At 61.9% G+C, this 16,488-nt stretch carries 14 protein-coding genes; 10 read left to right on the plus strand and 4 right to left on the minus strand.

The genetic code is table 11. From position 1 onward, the window contains the following. Window positions 1-53 precede the first annotated feature (53 nt). From FHX76_RS04005 to FHX76_RS04015, 3 genes are all read right to left on the minus strand, one after another. A complete protein-coding gene (locus FHX76_RS04005; protein WP_167148141.1) occupies window positions 54-3,332 on the minus strand; it encodes a sugar-binding protein in 3,279 nt (1,092 codons plus the stop codon). A gap of 155 nt (window positions 3,333-3,487) precedes the next feature. After that, on the minus strand, window positions 3,488-4,831 hold the full coding sequence (locus tag FHX76_RS04010; protein WP_167148143.1) for a family 4 glycosyl hydrolase: 1,344 nt from the start codon (window positions 4,829-4,831) through the stop codon (window positions 3,488-3,490). Next, window positions 4,828-5,577, minus strand: a complete 750-nt coding sequence (locus FHX76_RS04015) for a DeoR/GlpR family DNA-binding transcription regulator (protein ID WP_167148144.1) — start codon at window positions 5,575-5,577, stop codon at window positions 4,828-4,830. The genes FHX76_RS04010 and FHX76_RS04015 overlap by 4 nt, the downstream gene beginning before the upstream one ends. A gap of 142 nt (window positions 5,578-5,719) precedes the next feature. Here FHX76_RS04015 and FHX76_RS04020 point away from each other — a divergent pair, with 142 nt between their 5' ends. The 4 genes from FHX76_RS04020 (at window position 5,720) to FHX76_RS04035 (ending at window position 10,052) form a co-directional block, all read left to right on the plus strand. Next, entirely contained in the window at window positions 5,720-6,892 is a 1,173-nt protein-coding gene (locus FHX76_RS04020) for a carbohydrate kinase family protein (protein WP_341777855.1), read from the plus strand. Between the two features lie 61 nt (window positions 6,893-6,953). Then, a complete protein-coding gene (locus tag FHX76_RS04025) occupies window positions 6,954-8,318 on the plus strand; it encodes an ABC transporter substrate-binding protein (RefSeq protein WP_167148146.1) in 1,365 nt (454 codons plus the stop codon). After that, window positions 8,293-9,240 (plus strand): carbohydrate ABC transporter permease, encoded by a 948-nt coding sequence (locus FHX76_RS04030; RefSeq protein ID WP_167148148.1) that lies wholly within the window; start codon window positions 8,293-8,295, stop codon window positions 9,238-9,240. The genes FHX76_RS04025 and FHX76_RS04030 overlap by 26 nt, the downstream gene beginning before the upstream one ends. Further along, a complete protein-coding gene (locus FHX76_RS04035; RefSeq protein WP_167148150.1) occupies window positions 9,237-10,052 on the plus strand; it encodes a carbohydrate ABC transporter permease in 816 nt (271 codons plus the stop codon). Before FHX76_RS04030 ends, FHX76_RS04035 begins: the two co-directional genes overlap by 4 nt. A 2-nt stretch (window positions 10,053-10,054) precedes the next feature. On the opposite strand, the gene FHX76_RS04040 is transcribed toward FHX76_RS04035, so the two are convergent. Beyond that, window positions 10,055-10,309, minus strand: a complete 255-nt coding sequence (locus FHX76_RS04040; protein ID WP_167148152.1) for a hypothetical protein — start codon at window positions 10,307-10,309, stop codon at window positions 10,055-10,057. A gap of 376 nt (window positions 10,310-10,685) precedes the next feature. Here FHX76_RS04040 and FHX76_RS04045 point away from each other — a divergent pair, with 376 nt between their 5' ends. The 6 genes from FHX76_RS04045 to FHX76_RS04065 all read left to right on the plus strand — a co-directional run bounded on the left by FHX76_RS04045 (window position 10,686) and on the right by FHX76_RS04065 (window position 16,449). Continuing rightward, the gene (locus FHX76_RS04045; protein ID WP_167148154.1) at window positions 10,686-11,300 is read left to right on the plus strand and encodes a maleylpyruvate isomerase N-terminal domain-containing protein; all 615 of its coding nucleotides are present in this window, start codon (window positions 10,686-10,688) and stop codon (window positions 11,298-11,300) included. A 238-nt stretch (window positions 11,301-11,538) separates the two neighbouring features. Continuing rightward, window positions 11,539-12,528: a siderophore-interacting protein gene (locus FHX76_RS04050; protein ID WP_167148156.1), complete on the plus strand. Its 990-nt coding sequence runs from the start codon at window positions 11,539-11,541 to the stop codon at window positions 12,526-12,528. Then, window positions 12,525-13,538 carry a FecCD family ABC transporter permease gene (locus FHX76_RS04055; RefSeq protein WP_167148158.1) on the plus strand — a complete coding sequence of 338 codons (1,014 nt, stop codon included), beginning with the start codon at window positions 12,525-12,527 and terminating at the stop codon, window positions 13,536-13,538. Before FHX76_RS04050 ends, FHX76_RS04055 begins: the two co-directional genes overlap by 4 nt. Next, window positions 13,539-14,585 (plus strand): FecCD family ABC transporter permease, encoded by a 1,047-nt coding sequence (locus FHX76_RS16085; protein WP_208402431.1) that lies wholly within the window; start codon window positions 13,539-13,541, stop codon window positions 14,583-14,585. Next, a complete protein-coding gene (locus tag FHX76_RS04060; RefSeq protein WP_341777856.1) occupies window positions 14,582-15,433 on the plus strand; it encodes an ABC transporter ATP-binding protein in 852 nt (283 codons plus the stop codon). The genes FHX76_RS16085 and FHX76_RS04060 overlap by 4 nt, the downstream gene beginning before the upstream one ends. Then, complete coding sequence (locus FHX76_RS04065) at window positions 15,430-16,449, plus strand: iron-siderophore ABC transporter substrate-binding protein (RefSeq protein WP_167148162.1); 1,020 nt, start codon at window positions 15,430-15,432, stop codon at window positions 16,447-16,449. Before FHX76_RS04060 ends, FHX76_RS04065 begins: the two co-directional genes overlap by 4 nt. Window positions 16,450-16,488 lie beyond the last annotated feature (39 nt).

Here is a 16,488-nt window from a genome sequence, read left to right on the forward strand (position 1 = left end):
GACAAAGGGCACCCCCGGCGTGATGGCCGAGGATGCCCTTCTTCTGTGTTCCCCTATTCGGCGCTCATCCGACCTGCCCGACGGCGAAGGGCAAAGCCGCCCGCTGCAATCAGGGCGAGGGCTGCAAGTGCTGCCCAGCCGGCTTCAGCACCACCGGTGTTGGTCAGGGATGGTCCACCCGCTGAGCCGCCTCCGGTACCACCCGTTCCGCCGGGAGTGACCGGCGGGGTGGTCGTTGACGAATCGGTGACGACCGCAGTCGCGCCCCCTTCGCTTGCGAGCGTCACATCATCGCCGGAGTAACGGGCGGTCAGCCCATTACTCCCGATAGGCAGCTTTCCAACCAGGTCAAACGCAACCGAACCGCCTACCAATTCGCCGGCGCCAAGCGACGTCGTTCCGGCGAACAACTCAACGCTGCCGGTCGCAGGCAGCCCCTCCGTCGCGACGCTAACCGAGACAGACTGCGCCTCACCGGCCCGAACCGTGGCTGGCGTCACGGCAACGGCGGTGGCAGAGGCAATGCGAGACTCAGCGAGTGGAACGACGCTTGCCGTCGACCCGCCCGCGTCAGACGCAAACGACATCGCTACGCGGGCGACAGGGGGCGTTTCTGCCCGTGCCGTTGTTGCAGGAAGGGCAACGTCAATGCGACGGGTGCCGGCATCCACGCTCTGCTCTGAGCTCGCGACAACGGTGCCGTCCTCCGCGAGAGCGAAGAGCCGGACAAGGCCAGCTGAACGAATGTCAACGGCGCTCAGCAGTGTCTCACCTTCGACCCAGGTCTGAACCGCCGTGCCGGCGTTGGCAGCGGTGGCGGCAGGCTTGCCGGCCAGCGGAACGCCAGTGCGGGCCGACTGCTCGATACTCTGTGGCGATGCGAGGCTCGACAGCGCGTCAAAGTTCAGGCGCGGTGCCTGCGTCGCAACGGCCGGTGGGGTCCAACCGTCAAAGGTTGCGACGCCCCAGCGATACGGGTCCCCCTGGACTCCGCCCCACGTTGACCAGCCGAGTCGGGTCTGGCCGGAGAGATCCTGCGTGTCAGAGTCGTAGACAAAGATGTTCAAACCCATCGCGCTTGGGTCGATGGTGGATGGCAGCGCAGAGGCCGGGATCTTCGTCTCAACGACATAGCCCGTGTACGGCTCGTTGACCGATGTTGCTACCTCCATGCCGGGGGCAACCGCCGCGCCTTCGCCCTGGTTGTTATCCGCGTCTCTCCCGAAGCATGCCTGCCCGCCCTGGGTGGTTGGGAATACATAGGCTTTGAACGTTGTCGAGGTGTTCTCCGAGTTTCCGGCGGGATCTAGCGCGATCTCAACAGAGTCGGTGCGCCAGTGCCGCTTGCAGTCGTTCTCAGCGAGGACCGTTCCCAGGGTGTCGTCTATGACGTTGACCGCGATGTAGATGTCGTCACCGCTCCGCGTCATGTAAGCCTGTCCCCCACAATCAGCAGCGCTTGTGCACGCGGAACCTTCCCAGAGGCGGCTGATATCGATGGGGCCAGTGGTGTACTCACCGGGCGTGATCACGCCGTCAAGCGTCGGTGCTGCGGAAGACTCACCAATACTCGCTGTTGGGACGAGTTCAAGGGCTGCCTTTGCCGTGCTCGTTGTTGCCCCTGCCGTAGTTGTGATGGTGTAGGCGTAGTCCCCGCCAACATTCGACGTGGCCAACGAGGTGTCACCGTTTGTCACCTCAAACTGGACGGTCGTTGACGCCCCAGCCGCAAGGCCTGCGTAGGGCTGCGTCGTCTGCGTCGCGGTAAATCCAGCGGGCAGCGCAATGCTCACCTCACCACTCTGCGATGCGGCAGAGAAGTTCTGAACGTCAACAACAACGGTGCGGGTTCCCCCTGACGGAAGCGTCAGCACGGGAGCAACAAAGCCCTCCATTTGTGGGTAGTTATTTGCTGTAGCCCACTCCTGGAACGCACGAACCTGCGGCAGCAATTCCTGGGTGCCGCGAACGGCTGGAACAACCTCAAACTCGCGATCAACGTAGCCGGTGCCGCCTTCGGCCGCAATCACGGCTGAGACCAGCGAACGGCTGTTGGTAGGCGCATCTGTTGCCGGGGTCACGGTGAATGCGGTGTCAACCGTCGCACCAGGGGCAACCGTGCCGATGGCGGCGGTAGCAGGGGCAACCGTCCAGCCTGCCGGTACCTGCGGGGTAACCGTGACGTTGCTCAGGCCGCTGCCTGCAGGTGCGCTAACGGTCACTGTCGCCTCGGTTGACTGTCCTGGGACGATCTGAAAGTCGGGACCGGTGAGCTGCGCCCCGGTACCAAACGGAAGTCCACCGTCGGCAACAAGCGAGGCGCCCTTGAGCATCGTACTCAGGCTCGCTGCCGCTGGGCTCAAATCACCACGTGTGTAAGGCACCCTTGATTCAACCTGGACCATAAAGTCGCAGCCAATTGCGGCGGGGTCGGCGGGAGCATCCGGGAATCCTGCCCAGCCCTGCGAGGCATATTGTTTCTGGGCTGAACGCTCTACCTGCGCCCAGGTCTGACCGGCAGCCGAGGTGCGTCCGCCCCAAACACCGTAGATGTTCTGGGTTGGGCGAACCGGTGTGTAGACCGTCGGGCAGCGTTCTCCGGTTCCAGCGCCGGAGCCACGCGCGTTATTGAGGAAGATCTTGCTGACCGTCCACGGCTGCAGCCCCTCATCCTGGATCTGACCGGGGAATACGGCTGGGTCTCCGGCAACACGATAGGCCTCAAGCGCGAGCAGTGCCGCTTCTTGGTGCTGGCCGTGATTTCCGGGAGTTGGTGCGGGGTCCATAGTGACCACAACCTCTGGCGTGGTGGAGCGGATGACCCTGACAAGCTTTTCGAGCGATTCCTCGCTCCAGGCTTCCCTCGTGAGCGGTTCCGAAACCGTGTAGTAGAAGTCAACGTCGTCGAGGTTATAGACGTCTTCGATGCTGGCGTGGGAAACGGCGCCGCGCTCTTCAGCCTCGCGAATAAGGCCGAGCGCCGGGCCTTCTTCCGGCCCAACAGCGTTGCCGCCGCCCTCACCGCGCGTGACCGTGACCACGCCAGTTCGGGCACCAAAGGTCTCGGCCCACTCGCCGTACACCGAAAGCCTGCCGGACTCGTCGTCTGGGTGGGCCCCAACAAACATGATGTCAAGATCGGCAGGGCTGCTATGACTCGCAACCTGGGTTGTTGTCGCCGGATGCGGTGCATCCGCCGCGTCAACCGCCGTCGCAGGGAGGGGCGCGGCAAGGCTCAGAGCGAGCGCTCCAGAGCAGCCAAGCGCCAACAGTGCAGTGCCTATTTTTCTGCGTTGCGGCGGAGTCGATTGAACACTTCGTTGTGTAGACATTATTCTCCTAGTAGGGCCGTGGCGGTGGCGCTCACATTGCTCTCTAAGCTCGAGAACCGCCGTCACGTCTCGTTGCTGATTGTTCTCCAACGCTCCTTGTCAGTTTGTGCTGTCGTGCGGGTTGAAGTCTTGGCGTCGTCGCCTATCGACTTGACCTAGTTAAATGCGTCGCCAACTCCGGGAATTTCGGCGCGATAGGTGTCGAAGAGTGAACGGGCAACGTTGACAGAGTCAACGAGCGGATGCGCGGCAATGGCCCTCCAGGCGAGCGTTTCATCGCGGCGCAACGAAGCCTCAATTGCGAGCCGTTCAACGGCCTTAACCTGCTGCATGAGCCCAAGCATTTCGCCCTCAACCGGCGCAACCGAGTGGGCGGTGATGCCGTCGGTGCTAACGGTACAGGGAACCTCGATGACCGCGTCATCCGGCAGTTCTGGCACGTTGCCGCGGTTGGCGACGTTGAGGATCATGGTCGAATCGCGCCCATTGATGAGGCCGGACATGAGGTCAAGCGCGACCGTTTGGTAGCCGCCGCCGTCGATGTCGCTCTCCTCGCGGTTATTCCGCTCGTCTTCCGGGCGGCTCTCAGCCATGTAGCTCGATTCACGATCGTGCTTCGTCTGGTTCCAGAGGGCAAGCGCGCTATCGGGGTGCTCGTGAGCGCCGTGGTAGAAACTGCCCTGCTGGCGGTGCAGGAACTGCCCGCGGGTCTCTTCCGATGAACGGATGCGCGCGGTGGCCTCTCGCTCAAAGTAGTAGTAATAGAGGTACTCGTTTGGGATGGCTTTGAGCGCCCTCACCCAATCGAAGCCCATGAGCCGCGCCTCTTCGATGGTCGTAAGCGACGTGTCGTTTGCGAGCAACTGAGGAAGCTGGTCTTTGCCGTTGACAGAGATGCGGCGAAGCCAGCCGAGATGGTTGAGCCCAACGTAGTCAAAGTCGACCTCGGCTGGGGTGGCCCCAAGGGCATGCACCGCGCGGCGCATGAGGCCAATTGGGGTGTCACAAATGCCAACAACTCGGTCGCCGAGGGCCGCGCGCATCGCTTCGGTCACCATGCCAGCCGGGTTGGTGAAGTTGATGACCCACGCGTCTGGGGCGAGGGCAGCAACGCGTTCGGCAAGGTGCCGCGCATGCGGAAGCGTGCGAAGCGCGTAGGCGAGGCCTCCTGGCCCAACGGTCTCTTGGCCGAGCACGCCAAGATCGAGGGCGATGCGCTCATCCATGATGCGCCCCTCAATTCCGCCAATGCGCATTGCGGAAAACACAAACCGCGCATTCGTAACGGCCTCATCGAGGTTGGTTGTGTAGGTGACAAACGGAGGCTGCGGCAGCGACGGTTGCAGTTGCGTCAGCACGGCCTTGATGGTGTTCAGACGGTCTGCAGAAACGTCGTAGAGGCACAGCTCGGTTACTCGTACGTGGTCGCCGTCGGCGCCAAGCGCCTCAAAGATTTGTGGGACGCGGAATCCGCCGCCTCCGATAATGGTGAGTTTCACGCGAGAATTACGTCACTTCCTGCTTGTCGGAACACTTCAAGGGTTGCGCGGTCGGCATCGGCAGACGCGACCAGCGTGTTGATATCGGTTGCGGGACAGACCGAGAGAATCCCGGTTCCCGGAAATTTGGTTTCGTCGGCGACAAGTACAACATGCGGCGACGCGGCAAGGATCGCGCGTTTGACGGGAACTTCGATTCCCGTTGAGTCCATGACCGTGCCGTTGGCCTGCACGCCGCTCGTTCCGATAAAGGAGATGGATGCGCGCAATTGGCTGAGCGCATCCTCGGTCAACGAGCCAACAAGTGAGTGGTAGGAGCGACGAAGCACGCCGCCAAGCAGCACAAGCTCAATCTCGCTGTCATCTCGCAGCTCGTCGAGCACGGCAATGCTTGAGGTAATCACGGTGATCGTTTTGCCGCGCAGTTCGCGCGCAATGAGCGCGGTGGTCGTTCCAATATCGAGCACAACAACGTCGCCGTCGTTCACAAGTTCGGCTGCACGCTTGGCGAGGCGCTCTTTTGACGAGCTTGATTTCTCGGCTACTTCGTGAAACGGCATGGCGTCTGGCTCAACGCTGCCGCCTCCCCGCACACGGCGTAGGAGGCCCTCTGCGCTGAGGGTGTTGAGGTCGCGACGAATCGTGGAGGGGCTGACGTTCATACTGTCTGCGAGATCTTGGACCGAGGCTTCGCCCGTTTCTTTGACCCGCTGAAGTATCGTCGCTTGGCGCGTACTTGTGAGCATGCGCTCATATTAGCAAGCATGAATGAGCAGAATCAAGCAAATATTTGCTTGTTCTGCTCATTCATGCGTGGTAATGTCCTGACTTAAGCAATGAAGCTCCCCTCGTTTGCTTCACTCAACCCTCAGCGGAAGAAGTAATTTGGTGTCACAACCCCACACACCCGACGGCATCCGTCTGGGTCGCGCACCGCTGCCAACGGCACACCCGACTGGTTCTCCCTTGGCAACCGCAAGCGATTCAAGCGCCGTCAATGCCCAAGAGCTCGACCTCTTCTTGGCAGGCTCGCTCTTCTTCGACATCGTCTTCACGGGCCTCCCCTCCGAGCCACGCCCTGGCACCGAGATCTGGGCCGAAGGTATGGGATCACTCCCAGGCGGCATCGCCAACCTCGCCGTCGCCGCCGCACGGCTCGGCCTTCGCACCGGCCTCGCCGCAGGGTTTGGCGACGACGCCTACGGGCAGTGGACCTGGTCGCTCCTGCAGCAGCAAGAACACATCGATCTGAGCCGCTCGCGAACCTTCAAAGACTGGCACTCTGCGGTCACCGTCTCGCTCGCGACCCAGGGCGACCGGAGCATGATCACACACGGCCACCCCATCCCCATCCCCCAGGCCGAGATGATCGGCACCCCACCCGTCTCGCGAGCCCTGATGGCCGAACTCGTTTCACCCGACGCAGAGACCTGGTGGATGCCGTCCGCGCGCCAAGGCTCAAAGGTCTTTGCCGACGTTGGCTGGGACCCAACAGAGAAGTGGGATACCGCAGTGCTCGATGACCTCGCTAGCTGCCACGCTTTTCTCCCAAACCACGTCGAGGCCATGGCCTACACCCGCACCGACTCGCCGGAGCGGGCGCTGGCCGCACTCGCCGACAGGGTTCCCCTCGCGATCGTCACAAAGGGGGTCGACGGGGCCATAGCCGTTGATTCGAGCACCGGCGAAACGGCCTCAGTGCCGAGCCTCAGGGTGAAGTCAGTGGACCCCACCGGCGCAGGCGATGTGTTTGCTGCCGGCATTGTTGTTGGCAGCCTCGCCGGCTGGCCACTCGAACAGCGACTCCTCTTTTCCGCGCTCTGCTCGGCGCTTGCCGTGCAACACTTTGGCGGCTCGCTCGCGTCACCGGGATGGGGCGACATCGCCGACTGGTGGGAATCCATCAGGAATGCGGCCCCGCACGACACACACGCGGCTGAGGTTGCGAAACGCTATGGTTTCCTCGACGACATCGTCAGCAATGTTTCGCGCGATGCCGTCCGTCGCGCCGAAGCAACCTTCGGCCTCCTCACCGAGGTAGACGAGTACGCACCTCGCTAGGCGACCACCAAGACCCCCAGACCACACCACAGCATCAGCACCAAGAGATAAGGAAAGACCAATGACGATCATCCGAAGAACTCTGGTCAGCGGTGTCGCCGCTGCCGCCATAGTGACACTTGCCCTGACCGGTTGCACGCCCGGTTCGGGCGGAACGCCCTCTGAATCGGCGGACCCAAACCGCACAATTGAGACCGACGTCTCAGCAATGGGTGACCTGACGCTCACCGTCTGGGACCAAGAGGTGCGTGGCGGCCAGAACGAGCAGATGACGCAGCTCAACAAAGCGTTCGAAGACAAATACCCAAACATCACGATCAAACGCAATTCGCAGTCGTTTGAAGACCTCGGCAAGACGCTCAGGCTTGCCCTGAGCGGCAACGAAGCCCCAGACGTCGTGCAGGCAAACAACGCCCGCAACTCGATGGGCGCCTTCGTGACGGCCGATCAGCTGCTCCCACTCGACGCTTACGCTGACGCCTATAAGTGGGAAGATCGCTTCCCCGAAAGCGTGCTGCAGTACTCGCAGTACAGCCCAGACGGCAAAACCTTTGGCAGCGGTTCGGTCTACGGCCTTCCGCAGGTCGGTGAGATTGTTGGCGTCTTCTACAGCAAGAAGAAGCTCGCCGAAATTGGCGTTGAGGTGCCAAAAGACTGGGCAACGTTCGAGACGGCTCTAGGCACTGCCAAGACCGCAGGAACAACCCCGTTGCTCCTCGGAAACATCGAGAAGTGGCCGGCTGTGCACGTCTTCGGGCCGGTTCAGGGGGCCTATGTTGACAGCGAAGAAATCCAGAAGCTCGGTTTTGGAAACCCAGGCGCATCCTGGACCACCCCAGAAAACGAGGAGGCTGCCAGCGTCATCAGCTCCTGGCAGACCGACGGTTACTTCAACGAGGGTGTCAACGGCACCGACTACGACGCCGCCTGGCAAGACCTCTCAAAAGGCCAGGGCGCGTTCCTGATCGGCGGCTCCTGGCTCGCGGCTGACCTCGAGGATGCCATGGGCGACGACGTCGGATTCTTCGCGCCGCCAGCGGATGCCGGCGAAGGCGCACACACCACCGGCGGAACCGGCCTGCCCTTCACGGTCACCAAGGCCTCGAAGAATCCCGACCTCGCTGCCGCCTACATCGATTTCATCACCAACGATGACGCGATGAAGATCCTCGCAGATACCGGAAACCTCCCCGTCGTGAACACGCAGAAGTACGCGCCAGAATCAGGCGTACAGCACGACGTGTTTGCCACCTTCGGAAGCGTTACCACCGACGGCGTCCTGCTGCCCTACCTCGACTACGCAACTCCTACGTTTGGCGACACCCTCGGTGAAGCGCTTCAGGGACTGCTCGACGGCCAGCTCACGCCAAAAACCTTTACAGAAACGCTAGAAACTGACTATGCAGAGTTCACCAGCGCCGGCTAAGTCGGCACGACCAGAACGGTCAGCTTCCGGGCGGAGTGGCTCACGCCGCTCCGCCCGGGAGGGTCGCTGGTTCACCCCATACCTCTATATTCTGCCGGCGTTCATCGTCTACGGCATCTTCCTGCTCTTCCCGCTCGGCCGCGCCGTTCACCTGTCGCTCTTCGATTGGGACGGCCTCACTCTTGCCACCTTTGTTGGCGCCGACAACTACATCAGCATCCTGCACGACGAGCGGCTACGTGCTGCCTTTGGGCACGCGCTTGTCTTTGTGATCTTCTACGCGATCCTGCCGGTGTGCATCGGCCTCATGATGGCCGCTATCCTGACGAGGGCGAGGGTTCGCGGGCTGTCGATCTTCCGCACCGTCATCTTTCTGCCCCAGGTCATCGCCATGGTGGTTGTTGCGATCGCGTGGCGTCAGATCTACGCCCCAAACGGCTCACTCAACAACCTGCTGCGCGCGGTTGGTCTTGGCGACTTTGCACGGGCCTGGCTCGGGGACTACACATTCGCGCTCCCCGCCGTCGGCCTGGTTGGCACCTGGGTATCAACTGGTCTTGTGACGGTCCTACTCATGGCCGGCATGGCCAAGATCCCGGTTGAGCACTTTGAATCGGCCCGCCTCGACGGCGCCGGCCCCATTCGCGAGTTCTTCTCCATCATCCTTCCGGCCGTACGCGCCGAAATCACCGTCGCGCTCACCCTCACCATTGTCGCCTCGCTGAAGACGTTTGACCTGATCTACGTCACCACCGCTGGCGGGCCAGGAAGCTCAACAACCGTGCCGAGCTACGAGGTCTATCGACGTGCCTTTGAACTCGGCCAGGTTGGCTCAGCTGCAGCAGTTGGTGTCACCCTTACCGCGCTGATCTTTGTCATCAGTCTCGTGGTCAACAAGATTGGAGACCGAGCCTCCTCATGAAGGTAAGCAACGTCGAACGGGTTGGCAACTATGTCATCCTCATCATCTTTTCGTTGATTGTGCTCGCGCCGATCTTCACCATTCTGACCGCAGCTTTTGCCCCTGCAAACGCAACGGCAGCCCGCGAGGGTTCGTTTCATCCCGAGAACTTCTTCACGGCATGGCAAGAGGGCCGCTTTGGTCAGTACATGGCAACCTCTGTCCTCGTTGCCATCATCGTGGTCACGCTGACCGTTGTGCTCTCGACACTCGCCGGCTACGCGTTTGGCACCATGAAGTTCAGGGGCCAGAGCGTGCTGTTCTATCTCTTCCTCATGGGCATCATGATCCCGGCAGAGGCCATCATCGTCCCGCTCTTCTTTGACCTGCGCAGCGTTGGGCTCACCGACACGGTGTGGGCTGTAGCCCTGCCGCAGGTAGCCCAGTCCGTTGCGTTTGGCACGTACTGGATGCGCACCTACTTCAGAGGCGTCAATCCGTCGATGATTGAGGCCGCACGCATGGATGGCGCGACGCCGCGCCGCATCCTCTGGTCGATCCTTGTGCCAATGGGCCGGCCTGCGCTCACAACCATGATGGTGCTCGTGTTTATGTGGACCTGGAACGAATTCCTCATCCCCCTCGTCATGTCACCAACAGGCGAGTTCCGCACGGCCCCGCTCGGCCTTGCCCTCTTCCAGGGCCAATACACCCAGGGAACCGCGCTCCTCGCGGCCGGTGCCGTGCTGGTTGCCCTTCCGGTCGTTGTGCTCTATTTCATTCTGCAACGGCACTTCATCAGGGGCATGCTTGAGGGCGCGGTCAAGGAATAATCTCAGTAATCGCAGTCCGAAACCCCGGCAAGCACTTCGGGGAGCGTCTGGAAGATGCGGACGGTGGTGTCTCCCCAGAACGGGATCAGACAGAAGCCGTCCGCCTCATTCCGGATGTGCGCAACAAGGATCACCCCGCACTGCACGTGCCACCCATCAGGGACTGCAACCAGGGTGTAGACCGAGCCGTTATGTTCGTAATCCACAAGACCTCTGGTTGGCAACGCGGTCACTTCTTCTGGCTGTGCGTACAGCATGGTTTTCTCCACCTCAGGGCATTCGGTTGCGCGGACTTGCTCCCAGGTCTGAACGTCCGCCAAGGCCTTCACGTTACCTCCCCAGCGCGATCCGCGACAGGGGCTTGACAACCCGTAGCGCCACAATTCGCGTGCAGACAAGCCTGAACTGGCTGCTGACCGTTCTTCGTCCGATCTTCGTCCGATCTTCGTCCGAGGACGAGAGACCCCATCGTGGTGACTCCCGTCCGATTCGGTTATGCGTTGTTCGCGCCTGCGGGCGCCGTGACGCACCCCGTGTGATTGCCACCAGAGTTGCCGCGGTGACGGGCAATTCCGCGGGTTCTGACGAAAAATCGTCGACAACGTTTCTCAGGGCGGGACTATCGTAGGAGCCATGACCTTCTCCTGGAGTGACTCGCAGCGCGCTTTCACCGACGCAGCAGACTGGTTCATGCAGGTCACGGGCCTCGTCCGCGACCAGTGGGCAGACCAGGGACTTGGCGATTGGGACATCCGCTCCCTTATCGGGCACACCAGCAGGTCGCTCATCACCGTCGAGGCGTATCTTGCGGCGCCAGCCCGGTCCGTTGATATCCATTCATCGGCAGACTACTTTCGGGCCACACGGATTCTCTCGGCAGGAACAGAGGTCACCCAACGCGGAATCGATGCGGGAATCGCGCTTGGCCAGAACCCAAAAGAGGCAATTGCCGCCCTGAACGCTCGAGTCACTGCCCTTGTGAACACGAGGTCCGGTGATGAACGTGTCACCACCATCGCCGGCGGAATGCTCCTGCGCGAGTATCTTCCGACCCGCACGTTTGAACTCGCGGTGCACACCGCTGACCTCGCGCGAGCCCTTGGTCTGCCGCTAAGCATCCCAGATTCCGCAGCGCGTCAGGCACTCACCATTGCCTCAGAACTCTCGCTGACCAACGGCACCGCGGCACAAACGCTGCTCCTCCTGACCGGCCGCGAACTGACCACGCCACCCCCGTCAGTCCTCTAGCGTGTGACCCATATTGCCGCCTCGGCCTGCCCTATGACGCGGGCCAACCGGCACATGTATGCCCTCGCAAGGTGCTTGCGGTGGGGCGCTCCGGTCGAGGCGGGGTCGTTAGCGAACCTGACTAAAGCGGTCGCGTCGTCCGCGTTTCATAGCGAGAACCCAGGCCGCACTCAACTTTGTGGCCATAACATTGGCGTAGCCCTTGTAATTACTCATCCACTTCTGAAACACTTAGGTAATGCTTTCCTTACAAGAAGCCAATCGGGCAATGCCTGACGGGCGTCCAGCCTACCGCCCGTTTCACGCGCGGGTGCTTCGGGTCGTTCAGCTCACCCCAAACTTTATTCGCGTCACCTTTACCGGCCCTGACTTTGCCGAGTTTGGTGTCGACGGGCTCGATCAACGCATCAAGATTTTCTTCCCCCTCTCCGACGGCACGCTCAGCGACCTTCACGAAGACGACCCCGAGCAGAACGGCGACTGGTATTCGCGCTGGCGCGACCTGCCAGTTGAGCGCCAAAATCCGTTTCGCACCTACACCGTCCGCAGAATTGATGCGGCGGCCGGCGAGCTCGACGTTGACTTTGCCACTCATGACGCAACCGCCTCGGCGCACGACGGGCCGGCGGCCCGCTGGGTTCGCACGGCGGCAGCCGGTGACGACGTCATCATCGCGGGGCCGACCTCGCGCAGCATCCACTCGCGCCTCGGCATCGATTGGAAACCGGGCAACGCAAAACGCCTACTCCTCGCCGGCGACGAGACGGCCGCACCCGCCATCTGCAGCATTCTCGAGTCGCTCGAACCCGGCCTGAGCGTCGACGCCTATATAGAGGTAGCAAGCACACACGACGAACTCCCGATTACCCTGAGCCCTGAAGTCGCGGCCGGCGTCCGCATCACGTGGCTCGCTCGCGGCGACAACACACACGGTGCCGCGATCAATGATGCGGTCCTCGAATGGATGCGCCTCAACCCAGAAACGGTCGCCCACGCCTCCTCGCCCCGCCCACAGTCGCTCGAGGACATCAACGTCGACATTGAAACGCTCTGGGACTCCCCCGAACCTGACTCCGGATCCGCAACCGAGTTCTACGCGTGGCTCGCCGGCGAATCAGCCGCAATTAAACAGCTGCGCCGGCAACTGGTGACGCATAACGGCATCGACCGCAAGCGCGTCGCCTTCATGGGCTACTGGCGATACGGAAAAGCCGAAAAGCAGGCATGATCGTTCACAACCGCACGGCCAAACGTTGGCTGTGGCTCATCCTGTCGTGCGTTGTACTCGTCGCAGCAATCGCGCTCAGCCTCGCGATTGGGGCACGAGATGTTTCGCTTGGCACGGTCGCCGATGCGCTCATCCACCCGGACCCCACAAATAACGATCACAGGGCTATCCTCGACCTCCGAGTGCCACGAACGGTTATTGGGCTGCTCGTTGGCAGCGCCCTCGCCCTCGCCGGAACGCTCATGCAGGGCCTCACCAGGAACCCTCTTGCCGATCCTGGCCTGCTCGGCATTAACGCGGGCGCATCCCTCTGTGTCCTCATAGCGATGAGTGTGTTTGGCATTACTCGCCCCCAGGGGTTTATCTGGTTTGCTCTCGCAGGGGCCGCGATTGCCGCCGTGATCGTCTACTTCGTTGGTTCCCTTGGCGGCACAGGAACCACCCCGCTGAAACTCGCGCTGGCCGGCGCCGCCCTCACCGCGGGGCTGACCTCGCTCATTACCCTCATCCTGCTCACCAACTCACACGCCTTTGACTCGTTCCGTTTCTGGTCGGTCGGTTCGCTCACCGGCCGCGACCTAAACACCGCACTCACGCTGCTTCCGTTTCTTGCGGTTGGCGCTGTCCTCGCGCTCATCACGGGTCGGATGCTCAACGTCCTGTCACTCGGTGACGATCTGGCCCGCGGGCTCGGCCAGAACGTGACCGTCACCCGCAGCATCATTGCCATTGCGATTGTGCTGCTCTGCGGCTCGGCAACGGCGCTTGCCGGACCAATCGTGTTTGTCGGACTCGTAATCCCCCACATCGTGCGGCCGCTGAGCGGGCCAGACCATCGCTGGCTGCTCGCCTACGCGATCCCGCTGGGCGCGGCGCTGCTGCTCATCGCTGACGTCATCGGTCGAATAATCTCCCGCCCAGGCGAAATCGAGGCGGGGCTCGTTGTTGCGTTCCTTGGCGCTCCAGTCATGATCGCGCTCATCCAGCGCAAGCGATTGGCGGCGGTCTAGATGTCAACAACTCAGACACTCGCGACGGCCGAGGCAATCCGCTCACTCAGGGTCTCGCGCCGGCGGCGCGAAACGATTATCTCGCTGATACTCGTGGCGCTCTTGCTCGTCGTCGCGGCGGTAACCCTCAGCACCGGTGCGTATCGCATCAGTCCAGATGCCGTGTTGCCAACGCTGTTTGGCAACGGAGCAACCGCCGACTCATTTGCCATCTTTCAGCTGCGCCTGCCGCGCCTCACCATCGGCGTCCTGGCAGGCATCGCCTTTGCCGTATCCGGGGCGCTCTTCCAATCGCTGCTCGGCAACCCGCTCGCAAGCCCTGACATCATGGGCATCACGGGAGGGGCAAGCGTAGCGGCGGTCTTCGCAACACTCATCCTTGGGCTCAGCGGAGCGCTTGTCTCGATCTGGGCATTTGCAGGTGCCATGGTTATTGCAACCGCAATCTCCCTGCTGTCGCGAGACCAGCAGTCAACCGGATACCGTTTTGTGCTCACTGGCGTCGGCTTTGCCTTTATGTGCACCGGCGCGCTCGGCTATTTGCTGACGCGAGCCGAGGCACGTGAGGCGCAAGCGGCGCTTGTCTGGACGGTCGGCAGCATTGCCAATGTTCGATGGCCAGATATCGCTGTTTTTGCCGTCGCCCTGCTGGTGCTCATTCCCGCCGTCGCGGTCTCGGTACGCCGCATCCGCGTCCTGCAGCTTGGTCACGAAATGGCAAGCGGGCTGGGAGTGCGGGTCACGCGAGCACGAATCATAATGCTCATCCTCGCCGTCTCCCTCGCTGCCTGCGCAACGGCAGCGGTTGGGCCGATCGCATTTGTTGCCCTGTGTTCCGCCCCGATCGCGAGACGACTCGTGGCGACGGGGTCACTCGCGCTCGTACCAACCGCACTCGTCGGAGCGCTCATCATCCTCACCTCAGACCTCATCGCCCAGAACGCTTTTGCAAACGCAACCGTGCCGATCGGCATTGTGACAGGAGCGGTCGGCGCCCCCTACCTCCTCTGGCTGCTCGCCACCGCTCACAAAGGACAGTCATCGTGACCACTCCAGCAGCCCGACCCCTCCTTCAGGCCACCAACATCAAAGTTGGGTATGACGGGGACCCCGTGATCGCCGACCTGTCTCTTGAGATACCTGACGCACGCGTCACGGTTATCGTTGGTGCCAACGCGTGCGGCAAATCAACCCTGCTCAAAACGCTGTCTCGGCTCATCACACCCCGATCTGGCGCGGTCACGCTTGGCGGGCGCGATATCTCACAGATTGCGGGGAAAGAACTCGCGCGCACAATCGGGCTCCTCCCCCAGCATCCTGTCTCGCCTGAGGGCATCACGGTTGAAGACCTCGTCGGTCGAGGCCGCTATCCCCACCAGGGATTTGTTGGACGGTGGACGGCGAAAGACGATCAGATCGTCGCCGACGCGCTGCACGCGACTGACACCGCCGACCTCGCAGCGCGGCGCGTGAACGAACTCTCCGGCGGGCAACGCCAGCGTGTGTGGATTGCGATGGCACTTGCCCAGCGCACAGACATCCTGCTGCTTGACGAGCCGACGACTTTTCTTGATCTCACCCATCAGCTCGATGTGCTCGACCTGCTCACCGAGCTCAACACCCGAAACTCCACAACGGTAGTCATGGTGCTCCACGACCTCAACTTGGCGGCCCGTTATGCCGACCATCTTGTTGTTATGCGCGAGGGAAGCATCGTGTGCGAAGGCAAACCCAGCGACATTCTCACCGCCGAGACGGTACACGCAGCCTTCGACCTTGATTGCCTGATCATCGACGACCCGGTGACGGGCTCCCCACTCGTTGTTCCGCACAGTAAGCACGCGCAACGCACCCAAACCATCCAACAACAACACAACTTGGAGCCCAACGCATGAAACGACCCTCCCTCATCCGCATCGCCATAGCGGCGACGACCGCCTCGTTGCTCGTGCTGACCGGCTGTTCGTCTTCCCCAAGCACGGATTCCGCACCAACCGAAACCAGCGAAGGCGCGTTCCCCGTCACCATCGAACACGCCTTTGGCGAGACCGTCATCCCCAGCGAGCCGAAGCGTGTTGTCGCGTGGGGCTGGGGAAGCGCGGATGCCGCACTCGCACTCGACGTTGTGCCGGTTGCCATCCCGTTTCAGTCCTACGGCGGAAACTCAGACGGTGTCCTTCCCTGGATCGAAGAGAAGCTCGACAGCCTTGGCGCAGATACCCCAACGGTGCTTCCCGACACAACAGAAGCCCCGGTTGAAGAGATTCTCGCCGCAAAGCCAGACCTCATTCTGGCAACCTACTCAGGCCTCACCAAAGACGAGTACGACCTCCTGAGCGCCATTGCGCCTGTGGTCGCCTACCCCGGCGAACCGTGGGCCACCCCGTGGCGCGACCTCATCACCACGACGGGCGAGGCGCTCGGAAAGCACCACGAAGCGGTCAAGGTCGTTGAGGACATCGATGCGCAGGTTGCGGCTCAGGCGGCAAAGCATCCAGAGTTCGAGGGAGTCACCATTGCACAGGTCTGGGACTTCTCCGGGAAGTTCTACGTCCACACGCCAGCAGATCCGCGGGTTGAATTCACCGAAGACCTCGGGTTTAAAACCGCAACGAGCGTGACCGAGCTGGATACCGGAGAAAGCACCTTCTTCTACACCCTCAGCCACGAAAAACTCGACTCGCTCACGAGCGACCTGCTCATCAGCTACGCGGATACGCAAGAGGATTCCGACGCGTTCCTCGCGTCGAGTCCGGCGCAGGCCATGAGCCAGGTCACGGAAAACCGCGTTGCCCAGGTTGTTGGCAAGGACTTCATCGCTTCGGTCTCCCCGCCAACCGCGCTCTCACTCACCTGGGGTCTCGACAATTACGTTGACATCCTGGCTCAGGCGGTTGCGGCTTCGAAATAAGCGCTAGCGAGAGTAGACCCTCGCTTGGGGCCGCCGCTC

Origin of the sequence: Lysinibacter cavernae (assembly GCF_011758565.1) — a bacterium.
GTDB lineage: Bacteria > Actinomycetota > Actinomycetes > Actinomycetales > Microbacteriaceae > Lysinibacter > Lysinibacter cavernae.

Bases quoted from the DNA above. Each gene is read 5' to 3' on its own strand.
- FHX76_RS04005 (WP_167148141.1), bottom strand. From the start codon at position 3,332: ATGTCTACACAACGAAGTGTTCAATCGACTCCGCCGCAACGCAGAAAA.
- FHX76_RS04015 (WP_167148144.1), bottom strand. From the start codon at position 5,577: ATGCTCACAAGTACGCGCCAAGCGACGATACTTCAGCGGGTCAAAGAA.
- FHX76_RS04025 (WP_167148146.1), top strand. From the start codon at position 6,954: ATGACGATCATCCGAAGAACTCTGGTCAGCGGTGTCGCCGCTGCCGCC.
- FHX76_RS04030 (WP_167148148.1), top strand. From the start codon at position 8,293: ATGCAGAGTTCACCAGCGCCGGCTAAGTCGGCACGACCAGAACGGTCA.
- FHX76_RS04035 (WP_167148150.1), top strand. From the start codon at position 9,237: ATGAAGGTAAGCAACGTCGAACGGGTTGGCAACTATGTCATCCTCATC.
- FHX76_RS04040 (WP_167148152.1), bottom strand. From the start codon at position 10,309: ATGCTGTACGCACAGCCAGAAGAAGTGACCGCGTTGCCAACCAGAGGT.
- FHX76_RS04045 (WP_167148154.1), top strand. From the start codon at position 10,686: ATGACCTTCTCCTGGAGTGACTCGCAGCGCGCTTTCACCGACGCAGCA.
- FHX76_RS04050 (WP_167148156.1), top strand. From the start codon at position 11,539: ATGCTTTCCTTACAAGAAGCCAATCGGGCAATGCCTGACGGGCGTCCA.
- FHX76_RS04055 (WP_167148158.1), top strand. From the start codon at position 12,525: ATGATCGTTCACAACCGCACGGCCAAACGTTGGCTGTGGCTCATCCTG.
- FHX76_RS16085 (WP_208402431.1), top strand. From the start codon at position 13,539: ATGTCAACAACTCAGACACTCGCGACGGCCGAGGCAATCCGCTCACTC.
- FHX76_RS04065 (WP_167148162.1), top strand. From the start codon at position 15,430: ATGAAACGACCCTCCCTCATCCGCATCGCCATAGCGGCGACGACCGCC.